The organism is Fodinicurvata sp. EGI_FJ10296, from assembly GCF_040712075.1.
In the GTDB taxonomy this organism is placed as follows: Bacteria; Pseudomonadota; Alphaproteobacteria; order DSM-16000; family Inquilinaceae; genus JBFCVL01.
On record NZ_JBFCVL010000001.1, the window covers coordinates 674,967 to 689,234 of the forward strand.

Here is a 14,268-nt window from a genome sequence, read left to right on the forward strand (position 1 = left end):
CGGTTAGTTGCGGACCTGGTCCAGGGCGCTGACGAAGGCGTCCAGGTGCTCAGGGTCCATGACGTCTTCCCAGGTCGTGCTGGCGGCCTCGACCATTTTCTCGCGCTCGCCGGGCTCCAGTTCCGAGATCGTGACGCCGGCTTCCTCGTGCCGCTGGCGCACCGACTCCGACCAATCGGCGATCCAGGCGCGATTGGCCTCGATGCCGGCCTCGATGGCCTCGTCGATCGTGGCCTGTTCCTCGTCGCCCAGCGACTGGTACCAGTCTTCGGAGATCAGCACCAACCGGGTCGACGGCGCGATGTTGGCTTGCGTGAAGTGCACCAGGAATTCGGTATGGCCGGTGCGGATGGCCGAGTTCGGTGGGTTGAAATAGCCGTCGGCGATGCCGGTCTGGATGGCGTTGGCGACTTCGGACCACGCGACGATCGTGCCGCTGGCGCCCAGCGCCTCCTGGTAAGCGAGCTGTTCGGCGTTCAGCGCCCGAAAGCGCAGGCCTTCCAGGTCGGACATTTTCGTGATCGCCCGTTCGGCGTTGTGGATGCCGATGCTGGTGCCGATATAGTTGAACCCGGCCAGCCGCACGCCGTTGGGGCTCAACGGCTCGTTCATCTCGTCCAGCAGGTCGGTGTCGTTGATCAGCGCGTCGAACTCGTCGTTGTTCTCGAACATGAACGGCAGCGCGACGCCAGCAACCAGCGGGCTCATGCCATAGGCGGTCGATGCGGTCGCCAGGTTGACGTGGATAAGCCCCTGGGCGATCTGGTCAAAGCGCTCGTCTTCGCCGCCGATGGTGTCGGACGGAAAGACGCTGACGGAGAACGACGAGTCTTCCAGCGCGTCCTCAAAGCCTTGAACGAAGGCCGCTTCGGCATTCGTCTCCGGATCGTCGACGCCGTTCATGGCGACCTTGACTTCCTGAGCCGAGGCCGAGGTCCAGGCGATGGTCGCCAGGGCCGTCGCGGCCAGAATCGTGGAATATACTCTCATGGATGCCTCCATTGCCGGTTGTCCGGTCGGTGGTGGTAAACAGGCCCTAAACCAGTCCCAGGGCCCTCGGCAGGGTGAGCGTAATCGCCGGGAAGAACGTCAGCAGGGCGAGAACGCCGATCTCGGCGAACAGAAAGGGCAGGGTCGCCCGGATCAGGCGCCAGTAATTCATGTTCACGGTGGTCGCGAGGATCAGAAGGACGCCGCCCAGCGGCGGAGACAGCAGGCCCACGGTGATGTTGAAGCAGATCACGATGCCCAGATGGACGGGGTCGAGGCCCATGGACAGGGCGACCGGCACGAAGATCGGGGCGAACAGAGCGACGGCCGCCTTGACGTCCATCGCCATGCCCGCGACCAGAAAGACCAGATTGATCAGCATCAGATACTGCAGCGGCGACAGGCCCCATTCGTTGATCTGGGCGGCGATCGCCTGCGGCCATTGCTCCAGCGCCGCCAGATAGCTGAACGTCGAGATCGCGCACAGAATGATGAACAGGGCGCCCAGCAGTACGCCGGTGCGTGTCAGGCTTTCCATGATCCGGGCATAGTTCAGGTCGCCCTGGATAAGGCCGATGGCCAGTGCCGCGACCACGGCCACCGCCGCGGCTTCGGCCGGGGTCATGAACCCGAACAGCGTGCCGCCCAGAATGATCACCGGCAGGGTCAGGGCGGGAATGGCGCGAAGAAACGACGGCAGAATCCGGGGCACGTCCATGTCGGCGCCGCCGGGATGGTCGTCGCGCCACGCATAGAAGGCGTTCATGACCATCAGGACGCCCGCCAGCAGCAGGCCGGGCAGAATGCCGGCTGCGAACAGGGCGGCCACCGACGTTTCCATCAGCGCGCCATAGAAGATCAGTATGGAACTGGGCGGAATGATCGGGCCGATGATCGACGACGCCCCGGTGATGGCTGCGGCATAATCGAGCTTGTAGCCGCGTCGTTGCATTTCCGGAACGAGGGCGTTGCCCAGTGCCGCGGCGTCGGAAACCGCCGAGCCGCTGACGCCGGCGAAGAATACGCTGGTCATGATGTTGACGTGCCCGAGACCGCCCTTGAGACGGCCCATCAGCGACATCGAGAAATCGATCAGCGAGCGGGCGAGGCCGCCGCGGTTCATCAGGTCGCCGGCCAGGATGAACAACGGCATGGCGAGAAAGGCGAATACGTCGAGCTGGCTGTAAAGCCGCTGCGGAAGGACGGCCAGATACTGGAAATTGCCGCCGACGACAAATGTCAGGACCGCCGAGGCGCCGATGATATAGGCGATCGCAGCGCCCGAAAGCAGGCCGAGCGCCAAAAAGCTGAGTATCGCGATCGTAGGCAAGGTACTGGGTCCCCCGAGGGGCGCGCGGCCCCCTCTTCGTTTTCCATATCGGCCCCGAAAGGCTAAGGGCCGGAAACCCTATTCATGAATAGAAAACTTTTGGGTATTTCATAGTGTTTTGCTATGGAGGGGCTCGATACCCGACGAATGCGGTTCCGATGCGCCCGATCACCCTTCAGCGATTGCAGGTCTTCTGCGCCGTCTACGAGCGCAACGCGATCAGCGCGGCCGCCCGCTATCTGCGCCTTTCGCAGCCGACCGTCAGCCGGCATCTGCGCGATTTCGAGGCCGGGCTCGGCGTTCCGCTGTTCACGCTGGATCACGGCCGCATCACGCCGACGGTCGAAGCCGATACGCTCTATGCCGAAAGCCGGTTCCTGGGTGACGGCGTGGCCCGCCTGGAAGCGACGGTGAATGCGCTGCGCAAGGGCACCGGCACGCGGCTGTCGATCATGTGCATCGGGCTGCTGTCACACCGCCATCTGCCGCGGGCGCTGAGCCGAATGTTTCAGGCGATGCCGGATGTCAGGCTGAATGTCGACATCGCCACTGCCGCCCAGCAGATCCGTGCGATTCGCGCCGGGCAGGTCGATTTGGGTCTGGTCGCCGGCACGATCGACAGCCCGGATCTGGTGACGACGCGGATCGGGCAGGGAAAGCTGGTCGTTCTGGTGCCGGTCGAATCGCCGCTGGCGGAAAAGGACGCCGTGACCGTCGGCGATCTGGCCGACCATTCCGGCTGGATCCGGATGACCTCGCGCGGGCCGATCGGCCGGATCCTGAACGACGTCTTCGTCAAGGAAGGCATCAGCGTCGACGACCAGATTACCGCCTATTCCCTGATGGCGATACCGCAACTGGCGGCCGAACTGCGCCGTTGCGTCATCGTCGACGAGTTCACGGCGGCGGCCGCCGAACTGGCCGATATGAAGGTGGTCGCGCTGGCATCGCCGATCTTCTTCGACATCTTCGCCCTCACGCCCGACCGCCTCGGCCAGCGCCAGGCCGCAGAAATGCTGGCAACAGAGATGCGCGACCTGCTCGGCCCCGGCTGAGTCGGGCCAAGTATCCCCTTTCGAGCGAGTCGTCTCGCATGATGATTTTGCGGGTCTTCGATGGAGTCCGTCGGGCGTCCAGTGCAGTCGCCACTCGGCAGTCGAACCTGTTAGCGCGCCACTTGCGGCGAAGATTGGCGGAAGCTGGAGTGAGTCCGACCCACGAGATATTCGTCGCCCTTCTTGCGTCGGTAGGTGAAATGCCGCTTCATTTCCAGCGGCGAGCCTGATCTTACGTGTCCACCAACGGACCTCAAAGCAGCGCAGGCCGCCTGCAGTCCGGTTTGCAACGCGCCCTCGACCCATCCGCCGGACCAGGATATCCCCTCACCAGCGAGGATCAGCGCTGGTTGGCCAAATTCGGCACGCTGGAACTGAAAGAACAAGGCATCATTGTTCGCCTCCTGCCCTGGCAGGTTGAGTTTGAACGCTCCGTGCATGTGCGGTTCGTCCTGCCAGTCGATTGACAGAATTTCGCCGTTGACGGGATCAAGCGCAGTAGCGAACTCTGGGAAGGCAACCGCTAGCTGGTTGCGCAGGATCCGGAATCGGTTCGCCGCATCCAGTGCCTGAAGTTTCTGCGAGTCCTCTTCCCAAGTATAGCTCACCAATACCACGCCGTTGTCGGTTTGCGGGTAATCCAGGCAATAGACCCCGCGTGGCAGTTGGTCAGTTTGGATGTTCTGGGGCAGGTTTGCGTGCTTCCAGAACTTGGTCGCGGTCCGAATGAACAACTTAGACGACTTTGTCATGTGCAGTCCGCGAATGCCAGCATTCTCTGCTGGATCGGCAAGCAGTGTTTCGTCCGGCACGTCACCTATGCCAAGTCCCATCATTTGCATCGACTGTGTCGTTGTCGCGACAATGACGGTATGGAAACTTTCGGTTGTAGTTTTACCCCCCGTTTCCCAGGTGACATGATACCGACCGTCGTTAGAGTCGCGTGAGATAGAGACGACGCGCGCATTGAATTTCACGGCATTCAAGCTTTCTAGAGAAGCGAGTGAACCGGCAAGTGACACGTTATGGCGGTAGAAGCCCTCATCGAGCGCCGATATACCCTCGACGATACCACGTTGATCTACTTCGAGCTGGTTGACCACAATGCGCAGAATTTCGAGAAAGCCTATACTGTAAAAGCAGCCGAAGCCACCAGAGCCGATCCCCAGTGCTCCGAATAGATATAGGTCGTCCTCGTCCCATTGGGGAATGCCCTGAACCAGTGCCTCGTAAAATGATACATGGGAATATTGATCGATTAGTCGTTGCCAGGCCGAGACGATGCCCGCCAGATCGCTTGCAGCCCAAGCAGTCATGAGGCGACTGGTAAGGTTCGTAATAAAATTGTCCCAGTCTCTGGCGATCTTGTCGAAAGGAGGCGGTGGTGTATCGTGATTGCCGGCAGGCCAGGGAATTTTTTTACCTTGTACCCACAGCATCGTTTCGACGGTGCCCGGATCCGGGAAGTCGTCCATCGCTCCAAGTCCGAATGTGTTGGTCACATAGTGCCACAAAAGGTGGCTGGAGGCCGGAAAGCGCATCGCCCCCATTTCGGCGAATGCTGATACTGGCCTACCATCGTGATTCGTAAAGGGACGGCTCCAATTGCGTCCGCCCACCCTGTCGTTTGCCTCGAGGATCGTTGGTACAAGTCCGACTCTCAGCAATTCGTAGCCCGCGCACAAGCCGGAAGGCCCAGCCCCGATGATGCAGACATCGCCCTCCATCGATATGGGAGGTGATCCAATCGGTCCGCCTCCGAGGAACGAGCGATAGTCGTAAAGGATGTCGACGAAGCTTTGCACGACGAATTCCGGATTCGTCGCGGGTACAGGGCAGTGGTGCAAGTCTGGCATTGGCTCACTTTTGCAACAGCTATGTGCGGTGATACCCGACCCTGCCCGAGCAAAGCACTAAAAACAACTACAAGAATAATTACGTTGCATATAATCGTTCACAGGTTGCAAATTTTCCTGTGATCTACTCAAGTCACAAGATGATCGCGGGGGAAAGACGCACGGACTCGCCCCGGAAAGGAATGAGTTGTCAGGGTTCTACCGCTCCGAGAACAGGATCGTGCCGCCTACGCCCATGAAGGCGCCGCCGGTGACGCGGTTGAAGACGCGGCCATGGCGGGCGATCCAGCCGGCCACCTGGCGTCCGGCGCCGGCCAGCATCAGCTCATAGGCGAACTCGATCGCCGCGAAGGTGCCGGCGAAGATGGCGAATTGCAGCCAGAGCGAGACGCCGGGCTGCATGAACTGGGGCAGGAACGTCGCGAAGAACAGCAGCGCCTTGGGGTTCGACAGCGCCACCATGGCACCCTGGAATCCGGCCCGGCGCCGGGAGATGACGTCGAGGCCCGTCGCCTCGCGCACCGTCACCGTGGCAGCGGGGGCAAACCACATGCGCAGGCCCAGCGCGATCAGATAGGCCGCGCCGATCCATTTGACGACCGAGAACAGCATTTCCGAGGTCAGCATCAGGGCGCCGAGGCCGGCCATTGACGCGCCGATGAGTATTGTCATGCCGACGATGCTGCCGAGCGCGGTGAAGACGGTGCGGCGAAAGCCGAAACGCACGGCGTGGTTCAGGCACAGCAGGCCGTTGGGGCCCGGAGTCACCGACAGTGCCAGGGCGGCGAACGCGTAAACGACCCAGATCTCCAGGCTCATGACGGTGTCCCTTTCTGCTGGTCTATACCGCTGCGGCGGCGATAAGGGCGGTGAGGGCCGCGATTTCGGCAACCTGCTGCACCGCGCCGAACACGTCGCCGGTGTATCCCCTGACCTGATGGCGTGCTATCAGAGCGAGCACGATGACGGCGGCGGCGGCGGCGGTCAAGGCCGTCAGTGCCGCTCCGGGGCCGAGGGCAATCAGGGCGAGCAGCGCCGTCGCGCCCAGCGCCGCGGCGAGCCGGGTCGGGGTCGGTCCGCCCGATGTGGCGGCGACGCCGTCGCGCCGGGCCGGTGGCAGCAGGGCGGCAATCGGCAGAATGGCCGCTCGCGACGCCGCGCCGGCGATGATCAGGGCAGTGAAGGCCGTTGCAAGCCCGTGCGGCGGGGCGACCAGCACGGCGATGGCCGTCGTGCGCAGGCCCACTGACAGGATCAGGGCCAGCACGCCATAGCTGCCGACCTGACTGTCGCGCATGATCGCCAACTTGCGCTCGCGCGTTGCCCCGCCGCCGAAACCGTCGGCGACATCGGCCAGGCCATCTTCGTGCAGCGCGCCGGTCAGCAGCATCTGGGCCGCGACGGCAAACAGCGCCGCCATGATTGGCGGCAGCGAAAGCCACCACGCGGCGGCCAGGACGATGCCGCCGACGATGCCGACCAGCGCCCCGACCAGCGGGAACCAGGCCTGCGACCGGCGTTGCATGGTGTCCGGGAAGTCCCCCGACCAGCCCACGGGCAGCCGCGTCAGAAAGAGCATGGCGGCGCGCAATTCCAGCAACGCCATGGCGGCGATGGCCCTGGGATTGGCGCGAGGTCCGGCGGTTCTGTCTTCTGGGCCCGGTGGCGTCATGGCGGCCTTTGACGGTTGTTCGGCTTCGTGGCAGACAGAAGGCTGCGTATCACCCCTGCTTAACACCATTGATCCGGATCCTGTCCATGACCGAAACGAACAGCACCGTCGGCTTCGACGAAATTCGCGACCTGATCCGGGGTATGCCGGGCCCGGACCTCGAGGCCGGGACGGCCTGCATGGAACGCGAGCGGCAGTTGACCAAGCCGCCCGGCGCGCTGGGTCAGCTGGAGCATGTCGCGCATTGGGTGGCGTCCTGGCAGAACCGCCATCCGCCGGAAATGCGCCACCCGCGCGTGGCCGTCTTTGCTGCCAATCACGGCGTCGCCGCGGCGCGCCCGGTGTCGGCGTTTCCGGTCGGTGTGACCAGACAGATGGTCGCGAACTTTCAGAACGGCGGTGCGGCGGTCAATCAGCTTTGCCACCTGGCCGACAGCGATCTGCGCGTCTACGAAATGGATCTGGACAATCCGACGGCCGATTTCACGCAGGGCCCGGCGATGTCGGAAGAGGCCTGCGCCCAGGCCATGGCCTATGGGATGATGGCGGTCGAGCAGGGCATCAGCATCCTGTGCCTGGGTGAAATGGGCATCGGCAATACGACCTCGGCCTCGGCGATCTGCACGCGGCTGTTCGGCGGCGATCCGGAAGATTGGGTCGGGCCTGGAACCGGCGTCGACGGTGAAGGTTTGTCGGTAAAGGCGGCAGCGGTGCGGGACGGACTCGCTGCGAACGATGCTGCCATGGACGAGCCTTTGAATGTGATGCGCTGTCTCGGCGGTTTCGAATTGTCGGCGATCGTTGGCGCGATCGTGGCGGCGCGCATGGCGCGGGTGCCGGTTCTGCTGGACGGGTTCGCCTGCACGGCGGCAGCGGCGGTGCTGTGGGCGATGGATCCCAAGACGCTCGACCACTGTCTGGTCGCCCATGTGTCGGCCGAACCGGGACATCGGAAATTGCTCGACCGGATCGGTCGCGAGGCGCTGTTGTCTCTCGACATGCGGTTGGGCGAAGCCTCTGGCGCAGCCCTTGCCCTGCAGATCGTGCGGGCCGCCGTGGCCTGTCATTCCGGTATGGCAACGTTTGCCGAGGCCGGGGTCAGCGGCAAGGACGGCTGACCACCGCCGCCACCTGGCGGTTGCAAGCGATGCCACGGGGAAGTGAAGAATGCGATGACGACGAGGGATCAGGCGACGGGGGATCAGGCGACGGGGGATCAGGCGGCGGGCATCGCGCGGGAGAGCGAAACAGAGCCGGGGAAGAGCAACTTTCCGGCGCTATTGGCCCCGAACCGTATCAGTTTGCGAACGCTGATCGCAATTCGCTGGATCGCGATCGCCGGACAACTCGTCACCGTTCTGATTGTCCATTTCGGGATCGGCTATGCGGTCCCGCTGGCTGCCGCCCTTGCCGTCATCGCCGTATCGGTGCTTTTGAACGTCGCGGCGACGATACAGGGGCGGGCGCCGTTCCGCCTCGCCGAACGCGATGCCGCGCTGTATATCGCGTTCGACATTATCCAGCTTACGGTTCTGCTGACCTTGACGGGCGGCATCCTGAACCCGTTCGCCATCATGATCCTGGCGCCGCTGACCGTTTCGGCGACGATCTTTTCGCGGCGGGCCACGCTTGCCCTGTCCGGGCTTACCGTCTGCTGCATCCTGGTAATGTTCGCGTGGCACTATCCCTTGCCCGGACCGCTGGCCGTGGGGTCGCTGCCCGTGGGTTCCTTCCCCGTGGGATCGCTGGGTGGAGATGCGGCCGGCATCTACAAGCTGGGCCTCTGGCTGGCGCTGACGGTGTCGGCCCTGTTCATCGCCGCCTATGTCTGGCATGTCGCCGATGATAGCCGCCGTATGGAAGCGGCGCTGAAGGCGACCGAACTCGCCCTGTCGCGGGAGCAGCGGGTTTCCTCGCTCGGCGCGCTTGCCGCGGCCGCGGCCCACGAGCTTGGCACGCCCCTGGGAACCATCGCGGTGGTGGCGCGGGAACTGGTCGACGATCTGCCGGCCGGCAGTCCGGCGGCCGATGACGCCCGGCTATTGCAGTCGGAAGCCAAACGCTGCCGGGATATTCTGGCCAAGCTGGCGCAACGCCCCGAAGCCCCCGATGCCACGAGGCACACGGACGACGACCCGTTCGAGCGGCTGAGCCTGTCCGCTCTGGTGGAAGCGGCTGCGGCCCCGCATCTCCGGCCCGGAATTTCGTTGAATGTCGAGGAGTTCGGGCGGGACGGGGCAGAGCCGGCATCGGTGCGCCGGACGCCGGCCCTGATGCACGGCCTGGGAAATCTGCTGGAGAACGCCATTCAGTTCGCACGGTCCAGGGTCGTCGTCCACGCCGAATGGAGTCCGCGCGAAGTGCGGCTGGTTATCCGTGACGACGGTCCCGGATTTCCGGCGCCCCTTATCGGCAAGCTCGGGGAACCCTATATCTCTGATAGGGGCCGTGCCCGCAACGGCGGCGGTGGTGGCTTGGGGCTCGGCATATTCATCGCCAGGACGCTGCTGGAAAACAGCGGCGGGCGGCTCGCATTTCTGAACGCCCGGGACGCAGGGGGCGGCGATAACGGTGCCATGGTTGCCGTTACGTGGGACCGTCCTATCTTGGAAATCGGGGGATCGAACATCTCCACGGAGTGAACATAAATGACCGTCGATATGGTAGTGAACGAAGAAGCAAAGCCGCTGCCGCCTCGTAATGCGGAGCGCAGCCTGCTGATCCTCGATGACGATGCGGCGTTTCGAAATCGCCTCGCCCGTGCCATGGAAAAACGGGGGTTCGATGTCGTCTCGGCCCAGTCCAAAGAGGAGGCGCTTGAGCTTGCGCGGCAGGTGGCGCCGGCCTATGCGGTCCTGGATCTGCGCGTCGGCGACGGCAATGGCCTGGAAACCGTGCCGTTGCTCCGCGAGATGCGGCCGCAATGCAAGATCGTCGTGCTGACCGGATATGGCAACATCGCGACTGCCGTTTCGGCCGTTAAAGCCGGGGCCGTCGACTATCTGGCCAAGCCGGCCGACGCCGATCAGGTCGAAGCGGCTTTGCTGGGTGGCGGCGAAGAGGGTCTGCCGCCACCGCCGGAAAATCCGATGTCGGCCGACCGGGTCCGGTGGGAGCATATTCAGCGCGTCTTCGAGCAGTGCGACCGCAATGTGTCGGAAACTGCACGCAGGCTGAGGATGCACCGCCGCACGCTGCAGCGGATCCTTAACAAGCACGCGCCGCGGGCCTGATCCGGGGCCTGATCCGGGGGGGTCAGGCGTCCGTCAGGATGGTTGGCCGGCACTCGATCGGGAATTTTACCGACCGGGCGATAAAGCATTTGGTATGTGCTTCGTCATGCAGTCGTCGGGCCATGCCTGCGTCGCCCGAACCTATGGTTACCATTGGGTTCAGGGTGGCGGCGTCGATCGCTCCGATACCGTCGGCCCCGAGGGTCATGGTGGCGGTTGCCCGATCGCGATAGGCGATCACAACGACCTTGTTTACCGCGCATAGATGCAGGTACCACAGCATATGGCAGGCCGACACGGCAGCCACGAGCAGTTCCTCCGGATTGTAGAGATCGGCGGCCCCCAGAAAGGCCGGGTCGGCCGATCCGGCAAAAGTCTCCTTTCCGGGTGCTGCGACGCTGTACGATCGGTCGTAAGAGCGGTAGTCGCGCGTTCCCGGGCCGCGATTGCCGGTCCAGTCGATGGTGGTTTCATAGGCATGGCTATTCATGATGCGTGGTCTCCAGTCCTTTGCGATCCGGCCCGCCGGGCGGCATGATATCCAACCCCTGCGCGCCGCGGAAGACGCGGCTGCCCAACGATTCCGGTCAATCGGGATGGCATGGCTGGCCGAAGCCGGCGTGACGCCTCCCGCAATCGTACAACGCTATATCGAGGCGGGTACGGCGCTGATCGCGGTTCCGCCGAGGGGCGGGATAGCGGGCTTCGCCTTTTACGAAATCTGCGGACAGACCTGTTATCTGGCCGAGCTGTCAGTCGTGCCCGAATACTCGGGTCGCCGCCTGGGCGCGTGGATCATCGAAAGGACAGCGGAACGGGCGCTTTCGGCCGGTGCCGCCGTGATGGTGCTGCGCACATTCAGAGATGTACCGTGGAACGCGCCCTATTACGCCAGACTCGGGTTCCGGCCGGCGGAGCCGGGTGCCGAGGACAGGGCGCCCTACACCGAGCCGCCGCTCAGGGAAATTCCGTCGAGCGAAGCCGCCGGCGGGCTGGACCCAGATCAGCGGCTGTTCATGGAAAAGCCGATCGGCCAGCGGCCGGCAAAAGCGTCCCGAACCTAGAGCTCGTTGCGGCCTCCGGCTTATCGTCGGCGCATGGCTGCTTTCTTGGGTCCGACCGACCCCATGGCGGCGCCCGGCGCGCGGCGCTTCGCCAGCAGCTTGTCGATGTGGTAGCCCTGAAACAGGCTGATGCCAAGGCGCCGCCCCATCTCGATCGCGTTTCTGTCATCACAGCGGGCCATGATGATTCGCGCGCGGCCGGCCTTCTGGACATGTGTTTCGAGGTCGTCCAGCAGCTTCTCGCGCCCCGGCGTCAGCAATTCGGGGCTCCAGAAAATCTTGACAAGGTCCAGGCCCAGACGCTCGCGGTCGACGAAAGGCAGCGTCAGATGTGTCATGGCATCCAGGCACACCTTGTACCCCTTCTCGTGGAGGTAGTCGCGGGCGAACATATAGGCGCCCATATCCGAAAAAATGTCCATCTTCTGGAGCTCGATGACGAGCCGGCCCTTGAGTCCGATGCCGACGCCCTTGTCGAATCGTTCGAACTCTTCGGACAGGATCGTACCGACATTCAGGTTGAGGCTGAACGGCTGCTTGTCGCTTCCCTGGTCGCTTTCGATCTGGCGCATCATGCGCTTGTCGAGAGTATAGGTCAGGTGTTTGAACAGCCACGGATCGGCCGCTATCGAAACATTGTCCAGCGCGGTTTTTTCCAACTCGCCGATCGAGACGAATTTCTCACTGAACACCGGCTCGGGGTCCTGATCGCCCGCCAGCGCGCAAATTGGTTGCATGCGGATCATCGACGACAGATCCGCCTTTTCCAGGGCGCTGACGAGGCTGCCGAGCATCTGCGGTGTCAGCGGCTTGCGGGGCGGTTCGGCCCCCCGGCTGCTCATCGTGGCATTGACGCGCTCGGCCTCGCGCTTTTCGCGCTCGCTCGTCTCATAGAGTCGCCGAACGCTCTCCAGAAACCGTTCGTAGTCGCTCTCCAGCCGGTACCAGGTGCAGAAACCGGCATCGGTATCGTCGTCCTTGTACTGCGTAAGGGGGTCTTCGCTGAACAGATAACGCAGTCTCAACACCGCCTGATCCAGGTCGCCGACATAGCCGCCTTTGCAGACGAACACGAGATCCTTGTTCGAGAGTTGGAACAACTGCCCGTCGAAGGATTTGATCGTGTCCTCGAATGTTGTCGTGGCAACCCGCGTGTGATGTTCGCGGCGGTTATAGGATTGCAGACGAGAAAGATGAATATGGACCGCCATTCGCCCGGCGGTGAATCTTTCCAGACGCTCGGCATAATCGAGCAAAGCGTATTCCGCGCTGGCACGAGGCTGGTCCGCCATGTCACGGCGAATGCTATCCCTGTTTCTTGTTGCCATGAAGATTTCCTGTTGGCGGATTCGAATATCATAGAACCGATCCGCCCCTTTTTACCGGGCCGCTATCGGCAATTGTTCCGTCGAGCCGTTTCCGTCTGCGGCGTCTCGCCGTCCTGCAGGTCGTGCCCGCCATGGACGCGAGTTGGTTCGACAAGAGGGAGACGATCGTGAGGCGCCACGCAACCCCGACAGCGAACCACAGAAAAGTTAAGTCTCAGTGAATGGTTAATTTACAACCGTGACGGGATGCTTGGTATCGCGTCGGCGAGCGAACCGGTCGTCGGATCCGTCGGGTCCTCGACGCGCATCAGCCGGGTCGCGGCGGTTTGAGCGAATCGTATCATCATCGCCTTGCGGCGCGCTGGCGCCAGCGGCGATGGGGTGCAGTCGCGATGCACGACCGCTTCATAAGCGTCACCAAGAATTATGCCGGCTTCCTCGGGCAACAGTGTTAACGGAAAGGATGGTGAAACACCGAAATAGAACCGGTCACAATAGTCCAGATAGGTCTGCCATTTCGAATCGGCCTTCAGGTCTTCCGGGCCGCTCTTGATCTCGACAATCGTCACGATCCCCCGGGCGTCTATGCAGGCGATGTCGGCCCGGCGCCCGGACGCCAGGCGCAGCTCGGTCACCGTCGCGCCGCCGCAGGCAACGAGATATCGGCGGATGCCGCGGGTCAACGCGGTGGTCGTTGCGGGGCGGCCGTCCGGAACGGCGCTTGCCTCGCGGCAGTTATCCCGCTGGGCACCCGGCTCGGTGTATTTGTTTTGTTCCCTCATGGCCGCTTGAGTTTCTTTTACGGCGCCATCTCATGTCAAGGCCGCCACTCCGGCGTAATCGGGAATTCCAGTTGTTCGGGATGGGTAAGGTCGATGGAGGGACCGTTGTGGTGGTAAATCCATCCCCGCAGGCGGACCGGACGTCCTTCGACGGCGCGCAGATCGACGTCGGCCGCGTCGAACAGTGCAACGGCATCGGGGGCTATGGTGGCGGACAGCGTGGTCCGCCAGTCCCGGCCGAAATTCAGGAAGATCCGGCCGTTGCCCAGCCGTCGCACGGCGACGACGACACCCTCGACCACCTGGAAGCTGTCGATTTCTTCGCTGGCCTGATCCGGGGTGCGCACGGCGTAATGGTCCAGCGCCCAGATACCGCGCCGTCCACCGCGGGCCAGACGTTCCTTGTCCAGCATTGTTGGAACCGCCGCCCGGTTGTCGGCAAAGCTGTAGACGCGCGCCATGCCGGCTTCGAGCATGGCGCCTTGGATCCAGAGATGGTCGCGATCCCGGATCAGATGGGCCAGAGCGCGACCATGGCGGTCGGTGCGCCGCCCGCCATAGGCCAGCATTACCGATTCGTCCAGCACCAACCGGGCCAGCGCGTCCCGCGAGTCTCCGGCCAGCGGCCAGGACTGGAATCCACGCCGGCCGAGCGGCAGTTTCGGGGCTTGCAAACCGACCAGGCGGACCTCGCTGCCGTCGTCCAGGACGACGGTGTCACCGTCGATGACCTCCGTGACCTCGGCCGTGCCTGCGGCCGACAGGTCGTCCGGAATCTGGGCTGCCGCCGGTGAGACAACAACTGCGGCCGCCAGTACGGCGAAGACCCGGAGCCATGCGGCAGCAGGAATCAATTGCCGAATTCGCGCAGAAATGGGAACACGGATGTTGAAGCGCTGCATCGGGGGCGACTAAACCTGTCCTGGCAATGGCACGCGAGCGGCACAGAGACAGAATA

The 14,268-nt window shown here is 63.3% G+C and carries 14 protein-coding genes; 5 read left to right on the forward strand and 9 right to left on the reverse strand.

What is annotated here, in order from left to right; genetic code table 11:
- Positions 1 to 3: 3 nt before the first annotated feature.
- Positions 4 to 990 (reverse strand): TRAP transporter substrate-binding protein, encoded by a 987-nt coding sequence (locus ABZ728_RS03045; RefSeq protein WP_366654236.1) that lies wholly within the window; start codon positions 988 to 990, stop codon positions 4 to 6.
- Between the two features lie 46 nt (positions 991 to 1,036).
- On the reverse strand, positions 1,037 to 2,320 hold the full coding sequence (locus tag ABZ728_RS03050; protein ID WP_366654237.1) for a TRAP transporter large permease: 1,284 nt from the start codon (positions 2,318 to 2,320) through the stop codon (positions 1,037 to 1,039).
- Positions 2,321 to 2,478: 158 nt separating this feature from the next.
- On the opposite strand from ABZ728_RS03050, the gene ABZ728_RS03055 reads away from it, so the two are divergent.
- Positions 2,479 to 3,375, forward strand: coding sequence for a LysR family transcriptional regulator (locus tag ABZ728_RS03055; RefSeq protein WP_366654238.1), 897 nt, complete (start codon positions 2,479 to 2,481; stop codon positions 3,373 to 3,375).
- A gap of 110 nt (positions 3,376 to 3,485) precedes the next feature.
- Here the strand turns inward: ABZ728_RS03055 and ABZ728_RS03060 are convergent, their stop codons facing one another.
- The 3 genes from ABZ728_RS03060 to cobS form a co-directional block, all read right to left on the reverse strand.
- Positions 3,486 to 5,180: an NAD(P)/FAD-dependent oxidoreductase gene (locus ABZ728_RS03060; RefSeq protein WP_366654239.1), complete on the reverse strand. Its 1,695-nt coding sequence runs from the start codon at positions 5,178 to 5,180 to the stop codon at positions 3,486 to 3,488.
- Positions 5,181 to 5,429: 249 nt separating this feature from the next.
- On the reverse strand, positions 5,430 to 6,050 hold the full coding sequence (locus ABZ728_RS03065; RefSeq protein WP_366654240.1) for a LysE family translocator: 621 nt from the start codon (positions 6,048 to 6,050) through the stop codon (positions 5,430 to 5,432).
- Between the two features lie 22 nt (positions 6,051 to 6,072).
- On the reverse strand, positions 6,073 to 6,972 hold the full coding sequence (gene cobS / locus ABZ728_RS03070) for an adenosylcobinamide-GDP ribazoletransferase (RefSeq protein WP_366654242.1): 900 nt from the start codon (positions 6,970 to 6,972) through the stop codon (positions 6,073 to 6,075).
- A 17-nt stretch (positions 6,973 to 6,989) separates the two neighbouring features.
- On the opposite strand from cobS, the gene cobT reads away from it, so the two are divergent.
- The 3 genes from cobT to ABZ728_RS03085 are packed head-to-tail and all read left to right on the forward strand — an operon-like array spanning position 6,990 to position 10,136.
- Entirely contained in the window at positions 6,990 to 8,021 is a 1,032-nt protein-coding gene (cobT, locus tag ABZ728_RS03075) for a nicotinate-nucleotide--dimethylbenzimidazole phosphoribosyltransferase (RefSeq protein WP_366654244.1), read from the forward strand.
- 54 nt (positions 8,022 to 8,075) lie between these two features.
- Positions 8,076 to 9,545 (forward strand): ActS/PrrB/RegB family redox-sensitive histidine kinase, encoded by a 1,470-nt coding sequence (locus tag ABZ728_RS03080; protein ID WP_366654245.1) that lies wholly within the window; start codon positions 8,076 to 8,078, stop codon positions 9,543 to 9,545.
- 18 nt (positions 9,546 to 9,563) lie between these two features.
- Positions 9,564 to 10,136, forward strand: a complete 573-nt coding sequence (locus ABZ728_RS03085) for an ActR/PrrA/RegA family redox response regulator transcription factor (protein WP_366654349.1) — start codon at positions 9,564 to 9,566, stop codon at positions 10,134 to 10,136.
- Between the two features lie 22 nt (positions 10,137 to 10,158).
- Here the strand turns inward: ABZ728_RS03085 and ABZ728_RS03090 are convergent, their stop codons facing one another.
- Positions 10,159 to 10,626 (reverse strand): OsmC family protein, encoded by a 468-nt coding sequence (locus ABZ728_RS03090; protein ID WP_366654247.1) that lies wholly within the window; start codon positions 10,624 to 10,626, stop codon positions 10,159 to 10,161.
- On the opposite strand from ABZ728_RS03090, the gene ABZ728_RS03095 reads away from it, so the two are divergent.
- The gene (locus ABZ728_RS03095) at positions 10,625 to 11,200 is read left to right on the forward strand and encodes a GNAT family N-acetyltransferase (RefSeq protein ID WP_366654249.1); all 576 of its coding nucleotides are present in this window, start codon (positions 10,625 to 10,627) and stop codon (positions 11,198 to 11,200) included. The two genes, ABZ728_RS03090 and ABZ728_RS03095, sit on opposite strands and share 2 nt — an antisense overlap.
- A gap of 20 nt (positions 11,201 to 11,220) precedes the next feature.
- On the opposite strand, the gene ABZ728_RS03100 is transcribed toward ABZ728_RS03095, so the two are convergent.
- The 3 genes from ABZ728_RS03100 to ABZ728_RS03110 all read right to left on the reverse strand — a co-directional run bounded on the left by ABZ728_RS03100 (position 11,221) and on the right by ABZ728_RS03110 (position 14,164).
- Positions 11,221 to 12,528, reverse strand: coding sequence for a hypothetical protein (locus tag ABZ728_RS03100; protein ID WP_366654251.1), 1,308 nt, complete (start codon positions 12,526 to 12,528; stop codon positions 11,221 to 11,223).
- A 230-nt stretch (positions 12,529 to 12,758) separates the two neighbouring features.
- The gene (locus ABZ728_RS03105) at positions 12,759 to 13,310 is read right to left on the reverse strand and encodes an MmcB family DNA repair protein (protein ID WP_366654252.1); all 552 of its coding nucleotides are present in this window, start codon (positions 13,308 to 13,310) and stop codon (positions 12,759 to 12,761) included.
- Between the two features lie 35 nt (positions 13,311 to 13,345).
- Positions 13,346 to 14,164 carry a thermonuclease family protein gene (locus ABZ728_RS03110; protein WP_366654254.1) on the reverse strand — a complete coding sequence of 273 codons (819 nt, stop codon included), beginning with the start codon at positions 14,162 to 14,164 and terminating at the stop codon, positions 13,346 to 13,348.
- Positions 14,165 to 14,268 lie beyond the last annotated feature (104 nt).